The 17,977-nt window shown below is 67.5% G+C and carries 19 protein-coding genes; 4 read left to right on the top strand and 15 right to left on the bottom strand.

All coding sequences use genetic code 11. From position 1 onward, the window contains the following. Positions 1-8 precede the first annotated feature (8 nt). The 15 genes from K2Y56_RS22195 to K2Y56_RS22125 form a co-directional block, all read right to left on the bottom strand. Positions 9-542 (bottom strand): hypothetical protein, encoded by a 534-nt coding sequence (locus K2Y56_RS22195; RefSeq protein ID WP_292512920.1) that lies wholly within the window; start codon positions 540-542, stop codon positions 9-11. A gap of 205 nt (positions 543-747) precedes the next feature. Next, positions 748-1,677: a beta-xylosidase gene (locus tag K2Y56_RS22190; RefSeq protein WP_292512917.1), complete on the bottom strand. Its 930-nt coding sequence runs from the start codon at positions 1,675-1,677 to the stop codon at positions 748-750. Then, positions 1,674-2,477, bottom strand: coding sequence for a TIGR04290 family methyltransferase (locus tag K2Y56_RS22185; protein ID WP_292512913.1), 804 nt, complete (start codon positions 2,475-2,477; stop codon positions 1,674-1,676). The genes K2Y56_RS22190 and K2Y56_RS22185 overlap by 4 nt, the downstream gene beginning before the upstream one ends. Then, positions 2,474-3,085 (bottom strand): histidine phosphatase family protein, encoded by a 612-nt coding sequence (locus tag K2Y56_RS22180; RefSeq protein ID WP_292512910.1) that lies wholly within the window; start codon positions 3,083-3,085, stop codon positions 2,474-2,476. The genes K2Y56_RS22185 and K2Y56_RS22180 overlap by 4 nt, the downstream gene beginning before the upstream one ends. Further along, positions 3,082-4,182, bottom strand: coding sequence for an inositol-3-phosphate synthase (locus tag K2Y56_RS22175; protein ID WP_292512907.1), 1,101 nt, complete (start codon positions 4,180-4,182; stop codon positions 3,082-3,084). Before K2Y56_RS22175 ends, K2Y56_RS22180 begins: the two co-directional genes overlap by 4 nt. Before the next feature lie 32 nt (positions 4,183-4,214). Beyond that, the gene (locus tag K2Y56_RS22170; RefSeq protein WP_292512904.1) at positions 4,215-5,225 is read right to left on the bottom strand and encodes a UDP-glucuronic acid decarboxylase family protein; all 1,011 of its coding nucleotides are present in this window, start codon (positions 5,223-5,225) and stop codon (positions 4,215-4,217) included. 11 nt (positions 5,226-5,236) lie between these two features. Continuing rightward, positions 5,237-6,376 carry a glycosyltransferase gene (locus K2Y56_RS22165; protein ID WP_292512901.1) on the bottom strand — a complete coding sequence of 380 codons (1,140 nt, stop codon included), beginning with the start codon at positions 6,374-6,376 and terminating at the stop codon, positions 5,237-5,239. Further along, complete coding sequence (locus K2Y56_RS22160) at positions 6,364-7,458, bottom strand: glycosyltransferase (RefSeq protein WP_292512898.1); 1,095 nt, start codon at positions 7,456-7,458, stop codon at positions 6,364-6,366. The genes K2Y56_RS22165 and K2Y56_RS22160 overlap by 13 nt, the downstream gene beginning before the upstream one ends. Next, positions 7,455-8,585, bottom strand: coding sequence for a glycosyltransferase (locus tag K2Y56_RS22155; RefSeq protein ID WP_292512895.1), 1,131 nt, complete (start codon positions 8,583-8,585; stop codon positions 7,455-7,457). The genes K2Y56_RS22160 and K2Y56_RS22155 overlap by 4 nt, the downstream gene beginning before the upstream one ends. Beyond that, positions 8,582-9,751 carry a glycosyltransferase family 4 protein gene (locus K2Y56_RS22150; protein WP_292512892.1) on the bottom strand — a complete coding sequence of 390 codons (1,170 nt, stop codon included), beginning with the start codon at positions 9,749-9,751 and terminating at the stop codon, positions 8,582-8,584. Before K2Y56_RS22150 ends, K2Y56_RS22155 begins: the two co-directional genes overlap by 4 nt. Next, positions 9,736-11,028, bottom strand: a complete 1,293-nt coding sequence (locus tag K2Y56_RS22145; RefSeq protein ID WP_292512888.1) for a TIGR04295 family B12-binding domain-containing radical SAM protein — start codon at positions 11,026-11,028, stop codon at positions 9,736-9,738. Before K2Y56_RS22145 ends, K2Y56_RS22150 begins: the two co-directional genes overlap by 16 nt. After that, on the bottom strand, positions 11,028-12,137 hold the full coding sequence (locus K2Y56_RS22140) for an SDR family NAD(P)-dependent oxidoreductase (protein ID WP_292512947.1): 1,110 nt from the start codon (positions 12,135-12,137) through the stop codon (positions 11,028-11,030). Before K2Y56_RS22140 ends, K2Y56_RS22145 begins: the two co-directional genes overlap by 1 nt. A gap of 5 nt (positions 12,138-12,142) precedes the next feature. Continuing rightward, positions 12,143-13,252 carry an SDR family NAD(P)-dependent oxidoreductase gene (locus K2Y56_RS22135; protein WP_292512885.1) on the bottom strand — a complete coding sequence of 370 codons (1,110 nt, stop codon included), beginning with the start codon at positions 13,250-13,252 and terminating at the stop codon, positions 12,143-12,145. A gap of 213 nt (positions 13,253-13,465) precedes the next feature. Beyond that, positions 13,466-14,164 carry a Crp/Fnr family transcriptional regulator gene (locus K2Y56_RS22130; protein WP_292512882.1) on the bottom strand — a complete coding sequence of 233 codons (699 nt, stop codon included), beginning with the start codon at positions 14,162-14,164 and terminating at the stop codon, positions 13,466-13,468. Between the two features lie 213 nt (positions 14,165-14,377). Then, entirely contained in the window at positions 14,378-15,067 is a 690-nt protein-coding gene (locus tag K2Y56_RS22125) for a Crp/Fnr family transcriptional regulator (RefSeq protein WP_292512879.1), read from the bottom strand. 570 nt (positions 15,068-15,637) lie between these two features. Here K2Y56_RS22125 and K2Y56_RS22120 point away from each other — a divergent pair. The 4 genes from K2Y56_RS22120 to K2Y56_RS22105 all read left to right on the top strand — a co-directional run bounded on the left by K2Y56_RS22120 (position 15,638) and on the right by K2Y56_RS22105 (position 17,918). Further along, the gene (locus K2Y56_RS22120) at positions 15,638-15,883 is read left to right on the top strand and encodes a hypothetical protein (protein WP_292512875.1); all 246 of its coding nucleotides are present in this window, start codon (positions 15,638-15,640) and stop codon (positions 15,881-15,883) included. 117 nt (positions 15,884-16,000) lie between these two features. Then, positions 16,001-16,867 carry a Crp/Fnr family transcriptional regulator gene (locus K2Y56_RS22115; protein ID WP_292512872.1) on the top strand — a complete coding sequence of 289 codons (867 nt, stop codon included), beginning with the start codon at positions 16,001-16,003 and terminating at the stop codon, positions 16,865-16,867. An 83-nt stretch (positions 16,868-16,950) separates the two neighbouring features. Beyond that, positions 16,951-17,538: a TadE/TadG family type IV pilus assembly protein gene (locus K2Y56_RS22110; protein ID WP_292512869.1), complete on the top strand. Its 588-nt coding sequence runs from the start codon at positions 16,951-16,953 to the stop codon at positions 17,536-17,538. A 2-nt stretch (positions 17,539-17,540) separates the two neighbouring features. Next, entirely contained in the window at positions 17,541-17,918 is a 378-nt protein-coding gene (locus K2Y56_RS22105) for a TadE/TadG family type IV pilus assembly protein (RefSeq protein ID WP_292512867.1), read from the top strand. Positions 17,919-17,977 lie beyond the last annotated feature (59 nt).

Genomic DNA, 17,977 nt, shown 5'->3' with positions numbered 1-17,977 from the left:
GAAAGCTCTCAGGGGTTGGCGCGAGTCAGGGTCAGGGTTCCGCGGAAAGGCTCACGCTGCCGGGAGACGGCCGTGCAGCCATAGGGATACTGGCCCTCGGCCAGGGTCCGGACCCGCAGGACGCCGTTGCCCCCCTGCTTGATCAGGTAGCCGTCATTGCTCGCCACGTGGACGAGGTCGCCATCGTGGTGCAGCACGTTGCGATTCTTGAACATGTCCGGCGCCGTCAGCGTGACCTGTTCCTTGGTCTTGTTGACGATCTCGAACTGCACGTTGGTCTCGGCCGGGAGGCGCAGTTCGGCGGGCGAGCATTGGAGGCGTCCATCGACCTCTTCGGCGACGATCGAGATCGGGGGCATCGTCCCGTCATTCTTCGGCGGCGCCTTCGTCTGCGCCGCGGCGAAACCGCCAGAGAGGACCAGCGCCGCCAACGTCATCGCCGCACGGGAGAGAACCGCATCCGGACGAGGACGGTATGGGCGGACATCCGGATGATAGGCCCGGGACGCCGCATAGGACGACGTTGTGGTCAAGCTGAACATGCAGGGCTTTCCGTGACGAACCCGGGATCGACGCGCGACCGTCACGGTACACGTCGTCATCGGGACGCCCCGTCAACGCGAAGCAGAAACGCTTTGTTTCCCGGCCACGCGGAACATCATCGCCTCATCTCGGATATGGCTGTGCTTTAGCTTCACGCTCCGGATTTATGCTTGAGCTTGGCTAGAATCAGCTTGAGCGCGATTGTTACGCAATCAACGGTATGGTGCGCCCGGACCGGTCGGGACGCGGCGGGGCGTAGCGCTCGATCATCTCGGCGCAGAAATCGGCGAATTCCTGCGCGACCAGCGGGGGGCTGGTATGGTGGGGCATCAGCCCCCGATGTTCGGGCGTGAAACAGAATGTGACCGTGACCTGGAACTCGGCGAGCGCCGCCATCTGCCGGTCGAACCAGGCGAGGGCGTCCGGCCGGAACCGGTCGGCCCAGGACAGGCCGGTGCGCAGATGGGTGACGCCGAGCCGCCGCAGCCAGGCCACCGCCTCGTCGAGGCGGTGGTCCTCGAAATGGAACCACTGGCAGATGCCGAGATCGGGCGCGTAGCGGGCGAACTCCTCCAGCGACGGCTTCGGAGTACCGTCCTGGCGCAGAAGGCCCATGTAGAAATGCCGGTAGTAGGAAGAGCCCTCGGCCTCGCGGTGGCGGGTCATCGCTTCCCATTCGCGCGGCAGGTCGTAGAGGCTGTACCAGTGGATGCGCGGCGCTCGGCCGATCAGGAGCTCGGCCGTCCGGCCGAGCCCCCAGGCCTGAACCTCCTCGGCCCCGAAGCTCGACACCCCGACTTCCGAGACCCAGACCGGCAGATGCGTGGCCGCGCGGATCTCCTCGACCTTCGCCGGCCACTCGCCGATCTGCCAGAGGTTCCAGTCGAGGGGGAATCCGTGGACGGCGACGGCGTCGACATGATCGAGCACGCCCTGGTCGGCCATGTTGCGGATGAAGACCGGATCGATCGGCGAGATGCCTCCGAGGACGCGGGTAAGGGTCGGGTTCACGGCCCGGATCGCCTGGCCGGCGGCCTTGGCCATCTCGGCGAACAGGAGCCAGCCGGGATCGACCTCGGGGTCCCAATGCGACTTGTTGTTGGGCTCGTTCCAGATCATCGCGGCTTCAATCATGCCGGCTCCTCTCCGGTGGAAAATGATGGTCGCGGCGGGTAGACCGCGCCCTCTCCCGCGGGCGGCCCGGCGCAGCGGCAGAGATAGACCTCTGCCTCTGGCTGGCCCAGGATCGCGAACCCGCTCGACCGCAGCATCGCCTCGACGCAGGCACGGTTGGGCACCCACCAGTTGGTGGGATCGCCGGCGTATCGCTCCTCGATGAAGTGGAGCTTGGGGTAGCCGGGCAGGGCGAAATGGGCCGCCTGCTTGAAGTCGTGGTCCGGGGGCAGTTGCGCGCGCATCATCGAGCCGCGCTGCATCGACTGGAACACCAGCAGATCGCCGGCCACGTGCTCGCGGATGAGGTCGAGGGCGAGGAGCGGGTGGCGCAGGTGGTAGAGCACCCCCATGAACAGCACGATGTCGAAACGTTCGGCGAGCGCCCCGACGTCGTAGACCGAGAGCTGCCGCAGCTCGATGTCGAGGCCCGTGACCCTCGCGGCGAGCCGTGCCTGGGCGAGGTAGCGCGGGTCCGGATCGATTCCGACGACGCGCGCAGCGCCGCGTCGCTTCATCTCCAGCGCGTAGAACCCGGCATTGCAGCCGATATCGAGCACGGTCCGACCCGAGAGGTCGGCCGGCAGAGCCTCGGCGAAGCGCCGCCACTTGAAGGCGGGATAGTCGCCAAGGAAATGATCGGGCGCGGTCCTTACGCCGCGAAGCTCGAGGTTGTGGAACCACGGTGCGAGGGCGTCGATGGCACTGCGCAGGTCGTCGGTCTCGGGTCCGGCGCCGAGGGCTTCGCCAGTCTCGCTCATGCCGTCATGTCCTCGCCGAACGGCGGAACCTCGTTCAAGCGCAGGACACGGCTGCCGCCCGGCCAGAGCTCGACCGAGGACAGAGAAGCGGGATCGATGGCGAGGCGACCATAGGCGTCGAGGGGAAGGCCGAGAACCCCGAGGAGAGCCGCCCGTATCGGTTCGGCATGGCTCACGAGGAGACAGGCTCCACCCGCAGCGCCGGAAAGACGCTCGATCACTCTCGCTACCCGCTCCTGCACCTCGACCATGCTCTCGCCGCCTGGGGCTTGAGCGTCCGAACGCCTCTCGTTCCAGTGCTGCCAGCGTGGGTCGGCATCGAGTTCGGCAAAGCTGCGCCCGGTCCAGTCGCCGAAATCGACCTCGTCGAGATCCGGGACGATGCGCATCGGTCGATCGAGCGCCTCGGCCACGATCCTGGCCGTCTCCACGGCGCGATCGGAGGGGCTCGACAGCACGGCGTCGACGGCTTCGTTCGATAGACGCCGGGCGAGAGCCGCGGCCTCCCTCAGGCCGCGCTCGCCGAGCCCGACACCGGCCATCCGGCCGCAGAGAATCGTCGCGACGCGATCGTGGGAGGCGTGGCGGGCGAGATGGAGGACGCTCATGGCGGCGCGCCCTCGGCATCGTCGAGGCCGGCCACGAACCGCAGGGTCCGCTCGCGCGCCTCTCCGTCGGTGAACTGCACCGGGGGCGCCTTCATGAAGTAGCTCGATGGGCCGACCAGCGTACCGCAAAGGCCGCGGTCGAGGCCGAGCTTGGCGCAGCGCACGGCGTCGATGACGATGCCGGCGGAGTTCGGAGAATCCCAGACCTCCAGCTTGAGCTCGATGTTGAGCGGCACGCCGCCGAAGCCCGTCCCTTCGAGGCGGATATGTGCCCATTTCCGGTCGGTCAGCCACGGCACGTGATCGCTCGGGCCGACATGGACGTTGCCGGGGGCGAGCTCGGCGTCGAACTGGCTGGTGACGGCGCGGGTCTTCGAGAGCTTCTTCGATTCCAGCCGCTCGCGTTCGAGCATGTTCTTGAAGTCGGAATTGCCGCCGAAATTGAGCTGGTAGGTACGGTCGAGGCGAATGCCGCGCTCGCGCATGAGGTTGGCGAGCACGCGGTGCACGATCGTGGCGCCGACCTGGCTCTTGATGTCGTCGCCGACGATCGGGAGCCCGCGCCGCTCGAAGCGCCGACGCCAGGCCGGGTCCGACCCGATGAAGACGGGAATGCAGTTCACGAAGGCGCAGCCCGCGTCGAGGGCGGCCTCGGCGTAGAACTCGCTCGCCGCCTGCGACCCGACCGGCAGGTAGGAGACGAGGACGTCGACCCGGGCCCTTTCGAGTTCCGAAGCGACGTCGGCGACGGGCTCCGAGGATTCCGGGATGTCGTCGCGAAGGTAGGCGCCGAGCCCGTCGAGGGTCGGGCCGCGCCGCACGACGACGCCCGTCGCCGGCACGTCGGCGAAACGCTCGGTGTTGTTGGGGGCTACGAGGATGGCGTCGGCGACGTCGCGGCCGACCTTTCGGGCGTTGATGTCGAAGGCCGCGGCGATCTCGATATCGCCGACATGATAGCCGCCGAGTGTCGCGTTCATCAGGCCCGGCGCCAGGGCGTCCACGGGCGCGTCGCGGTAGTAGGTCAGGCCCTGGACGAAGGAGGAGGCGCAGTTGCCCACTCCTACGAGACCGACCCTGACTTTCGTGCGGTCCATGAGTTCCTCCCGCGGTCCCTCCGGTCCTGCCCTCAGCCGACCGCGAGGGAGGCGGTGCTCGGTTCCATCCGCTTCGTCGTGCCGCTGACGGCGATCTCGTCGGCGAACCAGGCGATCGTCGCCTCGAGACCCTGCCCGAGCGAGGTCTTCGGCGCCCAACCGAGAAGTTCCTTCGCCCGCGCGATATCGGGCCGGCGCCGGCGTGGATCGTCGACGGGCAGGGGACGGGTGACCACGGGCGAGCGGCTGCCGGTCAGCGCCACGACGGCAGCCACGAGTTCGTCGATGGTCATCTCGGCGGGATTGCCGAGGTTGACCGGGCCGGCGAGCTTCCCGTTGCAGGCCATCAGCCGCATGAGCCCGTCGACGAGGTCGTCGACGTAACAGAACGATCGGGTCTGCTGACCGCTTCCGTAGACCGTGATCGGCTCACCGGAGAGCGCCTGACATACGACGTTGGAGACGACCCGGCCGTCATCGGCCCGCATCCGCGGCCCGTAGGTGTTGAAGATCCTGGCGACGCGGATGTCGGTGCTGCGGGCGCGCTCGAAATCGAAGCTCAGGGTCTCGGCCGAGCGCTTGCCCTCGTCGTAGCAGGCGCGCGGGCCGATCGGGTTGACGTTGCCGGTGTAGGATTCCGGCTGCGGATGCATGTCGGGGTCGCCGTAGACCTCGCTGGTCGAGGCGAGGAGGAAGCGGGCACCGCTGGTCTCCGCGAGACTGAGGAGCTGATGCGTTCCGACGACGCTGGTGAGCATCGTATGGACGGGATCGGCCTGGTAATGCGGCGGCGAGGCCGGACAGGCGAGGTTGAAGATGCGGGCCACCTTAGGCAGGGCGGGCAGCGTCTCCGACACGTCGGCTTCGATGACCTCGAATCGCGGTTCCCGCCGGAGGTGATCGAGATTGCGCATCCGCCCGGTGTGGAAATTGTCGACGCAGATCACGTGCATGCCGTCGGCAAGCAGCGCGTCGCAGAGATGCGAGCCGATGAAACCCGCACCTCCGGCGACGAGGACCTGCCTGCTTTGCCCGTTACGCATGATGAAACCTTTCAGGCCATGGAAGGGTGTGTCGGGAAGGCGGGCTGCCGACGCGGCGGCTTGGAGCGCTCGCGCCGGACGTGGCGGAGATGGCCGTCTAGCTCGGCGGCGCGATGGCGCGCCGTGTGCGCGGCGAGCACGCGGGTCCGCGCCGCGTGGCCGAGTGCCTGCCGCTGCGGCTCCTGCAGGGCCGAGAGAGCGGCCAGAACGTCGTTCCCCGTTTCGGCGATCAGGATCTCGCGGTTCGGCACGAACAGCGTATCGAGACCCGCCCAGGGGTCGGAGAGGACAGGGGTCGCCGTCGCCGCCGCCTCGAACAGGCGGACGCTGGGGCTGTAGCCGGCGCGGACCATGTCCGCGCGGGTCAGGTTCAGGGTGAAGCGGCTCCTTGCATAGAAGGCGGCATGCTCGGCGGGCGGGACGTGCGGAATGCGCTCGACATTGGCGGGCCATTCGAACCCGTCCGGATATTGCGGTCCGGCGACGCAGAAGCGCAGGTGCGGCGCCCGCCGAGCAGGCTCCAGCAGAAGGGTCTCGAGGCCGGGCTGCCGGTCGGGGCTGTAGGTGCCGAGATAGGAGAGGTCCCAGCGCGGCTTCCGGCGGGTGGCCGGATAGAGGTCGGGATCGACGCAGCAATACAGGGCGCGGGCGGCGGGCGAGCCGTACTCCACTTCGAGCCGGTTCAGCGTCGGGCCACCGGTGAAGGAGAGGTAGAGATCGTAGCCGGGGATCAGCTCAGGTGTCAGGTACTCGGCATCACCTGCATCCAGCTTGGCAAGGGTGACGGGCGTGTCGATGTCGTAGAAGGCGCGCACGCCCGTGGCCCAGTCCTGGACGAGGCGGCCGACCTCGATGCCCTCCGGCACGTAGGAGCCGACGATGACGGCATCGGCCGCGGCGATCGCGTCTCGCCAATCCTCTATGGCGCCGAGATCAGGATAGAGTTCTAGGCGGCAGAAATCCGGTGCGACGAGGTCGCGATGCGCGGCGTACCAGGGCACGTCGCGCTCCAGGAACAGCACGTCGTGGCCGCGCTCGGCGAAGGCCTTCAGCAGCGCCCTGTAGGTCGTGGCGTGCCCGTTGCCCCAGGACGAGGACAGGCTCAGGCCGAGCACCACCAGGGTGAGGCGCTCGCCGGTCACGCGGCGCACCGCGCGCGCTTCCGGATCGACGCATCCTTGATGATCGCATCGACCTCGGCCCCGCGTCGCGCATAGGTATGCCCGTCGAGGATCCGGGCGCGCGCGGCCCGGCCGATGATGGAGGCGCGCTCGGGTGTGAGGGCACGCAGGTGCTCGGCGACGTCGGCGCCGTCGCGGGCGACCAGCACCTCGCGGCCGGGTTCGAGGAACAGCTCGACGCCCTCCCAGGCATCGGTGATGAGGCATGCTCCCGCGCCGGCGGCCTCGAAGACGCGCGTCGCCGGCGAGAAACCAACGGCCGCCATGCTGTCGCGGGCGATATTGAGGACCGCGTCGGGGCTCGCGTTGAAGGCGTTGTGGTCGCGGGTATAGACGTGGCCGATATGCCGGACGTTGCGCGGCAGGCCCTTCGTCTCCCAGCCGCTGCCGCCGATGAGGAAGCTCCGTTCGGGCAGCCTCAGGGCCGCATCGAGGAAGAACTGCTCGACCCGTGCCTCGCGATCGGGAAGGCGATTGCCGAGGAAGGAGAGGCCGGCACGAAACCTCTCCTCGGACGGCACCGGATGATGGGTCGACGGGTCGAGGGCGTTGTAGACCGGGATGCAGGTCCTGGCCCCGAAGGCGCGATAGGCCTCGACCACCGGCGGCCCGCCCCCATAGGTCAGGACGATGTCGAGGTCTGGGAGCGCCTGGCGAACCGGATGGCCGGGATCGGCGCGCATCTCGGCGAGAGTGGCCGGCGCGTCGACGTCCCAGAAGATGCGCAGGGCCTGCGGCGACGAGGCGGCGACGATCCCCTCCAGCAATTCCCGATCGAACACGCCGACGCCGCTCGCCTTGACCACGACGTCGGCGCCCGCGGCTTCCGCCACCACGCCGCGCATCGCCTCCGGCGTAGCCGGATAGACCCGGACCTCGGCCCAGTCCGGTGGGTCGATGTCGCGGTGCTTCTGCCGGTCAAAGGCGTCCGGCTCGTAGAAGGTGATGGCATGGCCGCGCCGGGCGAGGTCGGAGAGCAGACCCCGGTAATAGGTCGCCGCCCCGTTCCAGTAGGAGGAGAGCAGGCTCGATCCGTAGAACGCGATCCTCATGCGGACATCCTCGCGGCTTGTGCGGCGGCCCGCGCAGCAGGTGCCTTCAGGAAGGCGACGAGCCCCAGGAGTTCCTCGGCACGGTGCCGACAGGTGTGGCGGGCCAAGACGGTGGCGAGGCCGCATGCGGCCAGGGAGGCCCGCAGATCGGGGTCGGCCACGATCGCCCGCAGATGGGCCTCCACCTCGGCGCCGGTCCCGGCGATGAGGTAGTCGGTTCCGGGCCGGAACAGGCCCTCGGAATCGGTCCATGGGGCGCTGACCAGGGGGATACCGCAGGCCAAGGCCTCGAAGACCCGGATCGTCGGGATGCCGGGCAGGTGCTCGACATAGAAGCGCCGCGGCACGTGGACCGTCGCCTGATGGCGGGCGAAGAGGGCAGGGGCCAGGGCGTTGGGCGCCCAGCCATGGTAGCGCGCGCCATAGCGCTCCAAAGTCGCCAGGGCCTCGTCCGGATAGCGCACGCCGTAGATGTCGAGGGGCAGACCGAGACGGCGGGTCGGGGCGAGGAGGAAGCTCTCGATCTCGGCGGTGCGCTCTCCGTCGCCCCAATTGCCGATCCAGACGACGCCCTCGCGGGCGGTCTCCGCCTCGGGCGGCCGGAACAGCCGGGTATCGGCCGCCTCGTGCCAGACGAAAGCACGCCGGCCCCAGCCGCGGCGGCGGTAGATGGCGGCCAGGGCCTCGCCGAAGGCGAGGACGCCGTCATAGCCGTCGAGGTCGAAGCGATCGAGGGCGGCGGGATCGCTCACCGCTCGGTGATGGGTGTCGTGGAAGAGGAGCGTGTATCGCGCGCCGTGGAGCCGGGCTTTCCCGAGAGCCGCGACGAGAGCCGGGTCGTTCCATTCATGGACGAGGACGAGGTCGGCATCCCCCGCCAGCTCCACCACCGCATCGAAGTCGGAATAGACCTGCGAGGAAAGATCGGGATAGGCGCTCCGATAGGCGTCGAGACCGGCCTCGCCGTGATCAGAGAGGAGATTTGCAAGGCTCCACGCTCCTTCCGGCTCATAGGCCTCGACGTCGTGCCCGGCACTCGAGAGCTCTCGCAGCACCCCGCGCAGGAAATGGGCGTTGCCGTGGTTCCAGCACGAGGCCAGGGAGTGGGTGAAATACGCGATCCTCATGCGGCCGCCTCGCCGGATTGCATCGGCAGGAGCGTCCGGTAAACCTCGACGATACCGTCGCCGAGGGCATCGAGACTGTAGGCCCCGGCCCGCTCGCGGGCAGCGGTGCCGAGTTCGCGTGCCCGTTCCGGATTGGCAAGCAAGTCGATGATCACACGGTGCAGATCGGCTTCGTCGTCGCATCCGACAAAACGGGCGACGCCGCCCCACAATTCACGGAAAGTCGGGATGTCGGAGAGCACGAGCGGGCAGCCTGCCTGAGCCGCTTCGAGCACCGAAAGGCCGAAGGGCTCGTAACGCGCAAGGGAGACGAAGATCGGCCGGCGGGCGAACTGCTCGGCCATCGCGGCCTCGTCGAGGCGGCCGAGGGTCGTGACGTGCAGCGGCGCGGCACGCTCGCCGTTCGGCCCCTGCAGCGCTCCGGCGGCGAAGACCGGCACCGGGAGCGATGCGGCGACGCGATCGAGGATCGCCAAGTTCTTCGCCCGGTCCCACAACCGCCCTGCAGTGAGGATGACGGGCTTCGGGGAAGCCGCCCGCGACGCCGGACAGTCGCGGCCGTTGCGGACGACACGTGGACGGACGTCGAGGTCGTAGGCCCTGGCGGTCGCTTCGGCGAAGGCGGCGCTCGGGGCGAGGAGCGCGTCCGCCCGGGCGAGGCCCGTCGCGACGAGATCACGGCGCCAGGCGAGGTCGTCGGGCAGGGGTCCGTCTTCCACCGCCTCCCACCAGGTCGCCACGCAGGAATGACAGACGACGACGACGGGTACGGGAATGCTGTCGGAGACGAGGGCGGCGCTGTGGAGGTGGACGAGGTCGGCCCCCGCCTGCCACGCCAGGGCGCCGACGGCATTGCCCGCCTCACGCACCTCGGCGGCATCGAACGCGGTCCAGTCGAGGGGCAGCCCCATCGTCGTCACGCGGCAGCCGGGGATCGCGGCGGCGCGAGACGCCTGGCTCTCGTCCGGAGGCGGCCCGAGGACGGAGAGGGTCGTGCGGATTCCCCGTCGGACGAGGGCGGCGGCGAGGTCGAGGCTGTAGGTCCAGACGCCACCGACCGCGTCCGTCGTCATGAGAACGTGCAGGCGAGGCTCGGGGACGGGCAGCACAGGCTCCGCCAGCGCCGCCGGCGCCGAGCGGAGGGCGAGGTTCAGGAGGCGGCGCATGCGGCCTCCAGTTCCCTCAGCGGCAGCGGACGCTCCTCCTGGATATCGCTGAAGGCGTCGAATTGGCCGAGGTAATGGGCATGCGCCCGCTCCCAGGCCTCGTCGTCGGGGTCGCCCCAGAGGCGGCGGTAATCGGGCGCGCCGGGATAGGGGTAGAGCGGCACCGGATCGTTGGCCCAGACCCCATGGCCGCGCAGGCGGTCGCGCCAGGTGGAGACGAGGTCGGGGTCGTCCCCGGCGCTGCGGATCAGGTTGGCCTGGACGAAGGGGACGCTGCGCCGCGCATGGATCAACCGCGCGGCGAGGTCCTCGGTGCTGTCGCGGCACCGCTTGTCGAGGGCGGCGCGGCCCTCCGGCGTCAGGCTCTCGATGCCGGCCTCGATCGAGACGCATCCGGCCGCCCCGAGGAGGTCGAGCATGTCCGGCTTCCACAGGTCGATGCGGGTCTGGATTCCAAAGCGCAGGTCGCGCGTGACCAGGGCCTCGAGCAGCGGCTTCTGTGGCAGGAAGATCTCGTCGACGAAGTAGACGTAGGTGACGCCCTGCGTGATCAGCCCGTCGATCTCGGCGAGCACATGGGCGAGGTCGCGGCGGCGATAGGCATCGCGAAAATCGATCTTCGCGCAGAAGCTGCAGGTATAGGGGCAGCCGCGCGAGGCCTCGACCTCGGCGCCCGGCCCGTCGGGCTCGGAGTCGAAGCGGTGGTGGTGATGGGTGTGGCGGGCGAGCCACTCAGAAGGCCAACGCAGGGGCGCCAGATCGGTGAAGCGCCCGGCATGCGGGCCGCCGGTGACCGTCACCCCCTCGGCGCCGCGATAGGCGAGAGCCGGGATCGCATCGAGCGGGCCGCCCTGTGCCAGGCGGACCAGGACCTCCTCGCACTCGCCGCGCACCACGACGTCGACGCCGAGCTTCCTGAGCGTCGCGCCCGGCGTCGTCGAGCCGTGCGGACCGACGGCGACGGTGCGGCCGCCGCGGCCGTCGAGGGAATCGAGAAAGGCGCGGGGCACCCGCAATTCGGGCGGGGCGCAGCGCCAGAACAGGTAGGTCGGCGCCGTCGTCACCGCCGTCATGGCGGGGCGGAATGCCGCCACCGCATCGGCGGCCTCGGCATTAGACTGTCCGTTGAGATGGGCGTCGAGGAACAGGACCTCGTGGCCTTGGGCCTCCAGCAGCGCCTTGGCATAGGCGAATTCGAGGGCGAGATGCGGCTCGCGGCATCCGAAATAGATGCTGTTCGCGTAGCTCCAGGCCGGGTTGACGAGGGCGACGCGCATCAGCCGGCGGCTCCGGCGAAGTCTGGGCGCGACGCGCGTTCGCCAGCGCCGTCCTCGCGCCCTCCGAGCCAGCGGGCGAGATCCCCGAGGCCGTCGCGCCAGGGTAGCGGCTCGGGCAGGTCGAGGGCCCCGCGCACGCGCCGGGTGTCGGAGACGTACCAGCGCTGGTCCCCGGCGCGCCACGGACCGAAGCGAAGATCCACCGGGGCGCCGACGAGGGCCGGAAGCTGCGCCAGCACATCCTGCAGGCTCACCGCGTTCTGCGCGCCTCCCCCCAGATTGAACGCCTGACCCGCCACCGCACCGATCCGGTCCCAGGCAGAAACGTAGGCGGCCACCGCGTCGGCGACGTGGAGGATGTCGCGGACCTGATGGCCGTCGCCGTAGACGAAGATCGGCTCGCGCCGCAGGGCACGGATGAGGAAATGCGCGACCCAGCCCTGATCCTCCGTGCCGAGCTGGTGCGGGCCGTAGATGCAGCTCATGCGCAGGACCGCGGCCGGAACGCCGAAGCTGCGGGCGTAGTCGAGAACATACTGGTCGGCCGCCCCCTTGGAGCAGCCGTAGGGCGTGTGAAAGTCGAGGGCGCGGTCCTCGCCGACACCGTACCGACGAAGGGCCGCATCGACCGGCCGATAGGTCTCGCCGGATCGCTCCAGGGCGATGCCGCCGAGGTTGCCATAGACCTTGTTGGTGGAGGCGAAGACGAGCGGCAGCGGCTTTCGGCGCAGGGCTTCGAGGAGGTTGAGGGTGCCGGCCAGGTTGACCTCGAAGTCGGTTCGCGGATCGACGAGGCTCGTCGTCACGGCCACCTGGCCGGCGAGGTGGAACACCACCGAGGCCGTCTCGACCACCTTGCTCAACGCGGCCTCGTCGCGGATGTCGGCGACGACCGGCCGGATCCGCCGGGGATGGCGCGCCGTCAGCCCCTCGAGGTTGGCGGCGACGCCAGCGCGGGCAAGGGAATCGTAGACCACGACGTCGTGGCCTTCCCCGGCGAGATGGTCGGCAAGGTTGCAGCCGATGAACCCGGCGCCGCCAGTGATCAGGACCGGACCATCGGGGCGGGGCGAAGCTGGCACGGGGGAGGGCGGCAACGAGGTGGTCATCTCCCTCATGCCACGAGGCCCCGCTTCTCCAGGGCGTCCCGGGCTTCGGCGACGAGGTCGAGGGCCTGCTGCTGCGCCACCCAGGCGGCGAGCTCGGCGAGTCCCTCCGAGAAGTCGCGCCGGGGCGCGTAGCCGAGCTCCGAGCGGATGCGGGTGATGTCGGCGATGCAGTGGCGGATGTCGCCGGCCCTGACCTTTCCGGTGATCTCGGGCTCGATGTCCTCGCGGCCCATGGCGCGGGCGAGCAGCTGCGCCACCTCGCGCACGGTGCGGTCCTCGCCGCTGCCGACATTGTAGACGTTGCCGGGGGCGGCCGGGTGTTCCAGGGCGAGGAGGAAAGCCTGGACCACGTCCTCGACATGGACGAAGTCGCGCCGCTGCAGGCCGTTCTCGAAGATCATCGGCGGCTGGCCGTTATGAAGCCGCGAGGCGAAGATCGCGAGCACCCCCGTATAGGGATTCGAGAGGGCCTGGCCCGGGCCGTAGACGTTCCAGAGACGCAGCGCGACGCCCTCCATCCCGTAGGCGGGGGCGAGGGTGAGGGTGAGCCGCTCCTGCACGTACTTGGTCAGGGCGTAGACCGAGGCGAGGGTCGGCGCCTTCCATTCGGGTGTCGGCGCCGGCACGAGGGCCCGGCCGTCGGCATCGACCGGATCCAGCTGGCCCGGCCTTCGGACCCCCTCGGCGACGTCGCCGCCGGCCGTGCGGTAGAGCCCTTCGCCGTAGATGCTCATCGACGAGGCGACGACGACCCGTTTGACCGGGCGCTCGATCAGCGCCTGGAACAGCACCGCCGTGCCATGATCGTTGACGGAGACGTAGCGATCGACCGCGTACATGCTCTGCCCGACGCCGACTTCAGCCGCGAGATGGACGACGTGGGTGACGCCGGCGAGGGCCCGGTCCACCACGGCCGGATTGCGCACGTCGCCTTCGATCAGACCCACTTCTGACGGGAGCGGCGGGGCCGCTCGGGCGGCGCCATGAACCTGCTCGATGAGGCTATCGAGGACGCGAACCGCATATCCTGCGGAGAGGAGCGCCTCGGCCAGGTGGCGGCCGATGAATCCGGCGCCGCCCGTGATGAGAACCGTGCCCCGCTCAGCGTCTCGCATCCTGCCGTCCCGGTGCTCCTATAGAGCGATGAGGCAAGCATCAATGAAGAAGCTGGGAGGGTCTTTAACGTAAGCTGATGTACACAGATAATATTGATAAATATATGTTAATCAAAGCTTGGCTATTATTGCAAATCAACTTAAATCAATTTGCTCGGTGAGATGAAATGCAGATTTGATATTGAGTTTAGTCAAGATTGCCGAGGCGGGATATCAGGCGGCCCGCGAAAAGGTAGACCTCAGATACGAGGGATCGAAATCGGCCATTTGTTCAAGTCTCGCCACGTCGAGGATTGCGAGAACGCCGCCCGACATCCGGATCAGGCCGCCGCGGCGCAGTTCCTGAAGCACGCGGTTCACGTGCACGTAGGACAAGCCGAGGACGTCGGCGAGTTCCGACTGAGTGACCCTCATGTCGAAAGCATCGTCGATGGCGAGACCGACATGGCGTAGACGCACCCGCAACTCGCAGAACAGGTGCGCCATCCGCTGCAGGGCAGGGCGCCGGCCGAGACCGACCATCCACTCGCGCGCGATGGCTTCGTCGCGCAGGAGGTTGGACCAGATCGCCTCGGCGATCCCGTGGTCGTTCGCGGCGGGATTGGCGATCATGTGGAGCGGGATCTCGCCCACCGTACAATGGGTCAGGGCCGCGACGCCGTAATTGGCGCGGCCGCCGAGGGCGGCTTCGAGGTCGCAGATGTCTCCCGGAACGAGGATCGCAGTGATCTGGCGGCTTCCGTCGCCGAGCATCCGGTAGCGGCAGGTATGACCGGCCATGAGAAGATGCGCCACCTGCGGGATCTGGCCCTGGCGCACGATGTCCTTCTGCGGGGCCGCCTTCTTCTCGCGAATGACCGCGCCCAGAAGCGCGGCATTCAACAGAGGCCGGGTGCCCTGGCTGCTCTCCATGCGTCAGGTCTCCGCGAACCGTGGCTCAGCCACCAGCATACATATTCTATAAATCCATGATGCGGCAAAAAGCTGCAATGACTCGATTTAATGTACGTCGCCGTACATTCCAACACGCATATGTCATGGTTTCGCTGCGCTGTTTGGCGGTCGGAGCGCTCGACTTCCTCCCAACCTCCTTTCCGATTACGGTTGGGGTGCGGGGCGTTTCGGTCAGGACCTGCCGAATAGTCTTTCGTACTCGGCTTCCGCCGTGCCGTAACCGTCACCGGCTGCCTCGGTGAGCACTGTGCGGTCACGGATGGCGATGACGCCCCGGCGCATCTTGAGCGCCCCCGCTCCCTCCAGCACCTGAAGCGCCGTGGTGATCCCGGGGCGCCTCACGCCGAGCATGAGGGAGAGGAACTCGTGCGTGAGCGGTAGATCCTCCCGGTCGGCCCGGTCGTGGCACATCAGCAGCCACCGGGCGAGGCGCTCATTGATCGTCAGACGGCCATTGCACACCACCGTCTGCGCGAGCTGCACCTGGAAGGCATGGGCAAACCGCAGCAGGTGGTCGTGGAGCGGGCGGCTGGAGCGTAAAGCCCGGACCAAGGCCTCTGCCGGAAGGCAAAGGGCACGGCAAGGGATCTGGACGCGGACCTCGTTGGGCGATTGGTCGACCCCATGGAGGAGGGGAAGGCCGGTCACGCCCTCCGGACCGATCACTCCGGCTTCCAGCGTCATGCCGGTCAAGGTATGCGCCACCACCGAAACCATGCCGGGTTCCGGAAAGAAGACCTGATCGATGGATATGCCGGGTCGCTCGATCACCTCGCCCTGCTCGAGCGATCGTCGCTCGAGATCGGGCTGCAATAGGGCGAAGTCGGACTGAGAGAGCGTGGCCAGGAGCCGGTTACGCACGTCAGGTTGTGCAGTGAGAACCCGCACGGCTCCGCCAGTCTGAGGCAAAGGCAAGCAATACGCTTCATAGCCGGTTGCCCGTCCTGCCCGGCTTACGATGGATGCCCGTATCGCATAGAAAACACATCAAGAAAAATGGGCTAGAAAGTACGAAAATGTACTATATCGTACTTTACGATGATGTGATAGAGAAATTCCGAAAAACCCATGTATCTCTTCTACGGCAGCGCTTGATGCATTTAGCGAAAAGACGCGCGCCTGATTGGCTTTAGCGGTCAACCGAGGAATCTGAATGCCTCAGTACTTTTTCCACATCCGCGATGGGAGAACACTGGATCGAGACGAGTTCGGCATCGATCTGCCTGATTTGGGGGCGGTCCATTCCGAGGCTCGCAGGACCATCGCCGGCTTCATGATGGATGCGGAGCTTGGCCGCCACTCCATGCAGGGGCAGGCTTTCGAAGTGGCCGATCCTCAAGGAACCTGCCTGATGGTCATCCCATTTGAATGGGTAGCGTGCCCTCGGGACTAGCTACGAGACAGGCGGCGCCGGAAGCACTGGTCTGCGCGATGCCCCGCTACTTCTTGAACCTGCGCGACAGAGGGACCCTGATCGAAGATCCCGAGGGCGACGAGGCGCAGGACATCGCCGAGATCCTTCGGATCGCACAGGCGACGATCGACGACATATTCGGTCGTCCGGAAACCTACGGCGACATGCGGCGCTGGAACCGGTTCTCCTTCGAGATCACGGACGAAGCCGGCGAACTCGTCCTGACGGTCCCCTTCGCAGGCAACGGGAACGGCGTCGGTTGAGAAATACAGCAGCCGGAATTAAGGGTACTATACCGTACAAAGACTGATAATTCTCACATCGAACACAAGTTAGTGCATGGGCCGGCCCGTTCGTGGCTCTATTGGCGGCCTCACTTCATGCGGCCCTGTTCCGGTGCCGTCCATTACGACGACGGTACGAGCGTGATTCCCTCGCACAAGAACCTCCGCAACCGCCTGTTGGCCGCGCTGACACCAGACCTGTTCGACGCCCTGTGCGACCAGCTCGAACCGGTGCCACTGAAACCCGGCGAGGTTCTCGTTCGACCCGGCGAGCCGATTCGGTCGGTCTGGTTCGTCGAAAGCGGCATCGTCTCCGCAATCGCCAATACGCCGGAGGACCGCCGCATCGAGATCGGGCTCGTCGGCAACGAGGGCTTCGTCGGAGTCCCGTTGCTCCTCGGGGTCGATCGCACGCCTCACGAGAACCTCGTCCAGGTCGACGGCACGGCCTTGAGGCTGACGAGTGCCGCGTTCGACGAGGCAGTGGACCGCCATGCCGCCCTGCGCCGGCTCCTCCTGCGCTACGTCCACGCCTTCCAGATCCAGACGTCGCAGACCGCACTCTGCAACAGCAGCTACAATCTCGAGGAGCGGCTCGCCCGCTGGCTCACGATGTGCCACGACCGTATCGACGGCGACGAGTTCCCGCTCACGCACGAATTCCTCTCGATCATGCTCGGCGTACGTCGGCCAGGCGTGACGACGACGATCCACGTCCTCGAAGGCGCCGGCATGATCAAAGCGCGGCGCTCGCATATTCGCATCGTCGATCGCGAGAAGCTGCAGGCCGCGGCCGGCGACAGCTACGGCGTGGCCGAAGCGGAATATGCACGCATCATCGAGGCGGCCCTGAAGGATTCATCCGCGGCTGATGCGCATACCGGCCTGTGGGCGGAGCCAGACGCGGCTGCAGGACGACCGCATATTGTGCGCTCACCGGGTGACATTGGACGTTCGTCGTAAGGAAACCCAAAGAATCCGTATGTAGAATTCAATCCACGCAGAGGTTCCGGCGGAGATGCCGTCGCGTGAAGGAGCGATGTGGGGTGGGCGACCCGTTCGGCAATCCGGAAGTCACGGCCAGTCCGTCCTCCCGCGCTGCCCGCCGCCTCCGCTTCGGCGAGGATGATCGGGGAGCGACGGCGGTCGAGTTCGCCCTCGTCGTCTTTCCGCTGATCACCTTGCTTCTGCTCGTCCTGGAAGTCGGACTGAACTACTGGACCAGCGCGGTGCTCGACAACGCCGTCCATTCGGCGGTGAGGGTCTTCTACACGGATGCCGGCGCGTCCTCATCGTCGACGGCGGAAAACGTCCGCACGGAAATCTGCCAGCGCGGCGGAGGTCTCATCAATTGCGACCGCCTCAAGGTCGACTTCACCTACTACTCGGACTTCGCAGCGGTCAGCATCTTCAGCCCCGTGGATTCGGCCGCGAAGGCGTGGCGTGCAGGCTTCGGTACAGTCCATGGCTGCAGCCAGGATAGCCGTGTCGTCGTGCTGCAGGCGGCCATCGCCCAGCAGAACTTCCACAACATCGTAGCGGGCCTTGCCGTCTTCGCCGACGGCAGCCGGCTGATCCAATCCTCCGCGGTGGTCGCCCTGGGACGGCGGTCCACCGGCCCGGTCGTCTGCTGACGATGCGGCTGCGATCCCCGTTCGTCCCGCATCGGGGACCGTGGGGCCGCGCGCTCGGCCGGCGTGGGTGGCAGCCTTGCCCCGGACGTTTCGGGCGCGCCGAGGAAGGAGTCGCCCTTCTCGAATTCGCCCTGATCCTGCCGATCCTGCTCATGAGCTATATCGGCACGATCGAGGTCTCGAACCTGTTCGCCACCCTGCGCAAGGTCGACCTCATGACCCGGACCATCGGCGAGTTCGTCGGCGGGGCTCCGATGCCGAGCCAGCAGGAGCTCGACGGCATGCTGAAGGCCTCGAAAGTTGTGCTGATGCCGCTTGATGGAGCCGGCGTCGAGATCGTTGTCAGCGCTGTCGGCGTCCTGGGTGTTGATTTCCGTTGAGAGTTGACCCGGCGGAGCCCGAAGTTTCCATCGAGAAGTGACCCGTGTCTGAACCCACC

It is taken from the genome of Methylobacterium sp., from assembly GCF_019745455.1.
Lineage (GTDB): Bacteria > Pseudomonadota > Alphaproteobacteria > Rhizobiales > Beijerinckiaceae > Methylobacterium.
This window is presented reverse-complemented; position numbering and strand designations above follow the sequence as displayed.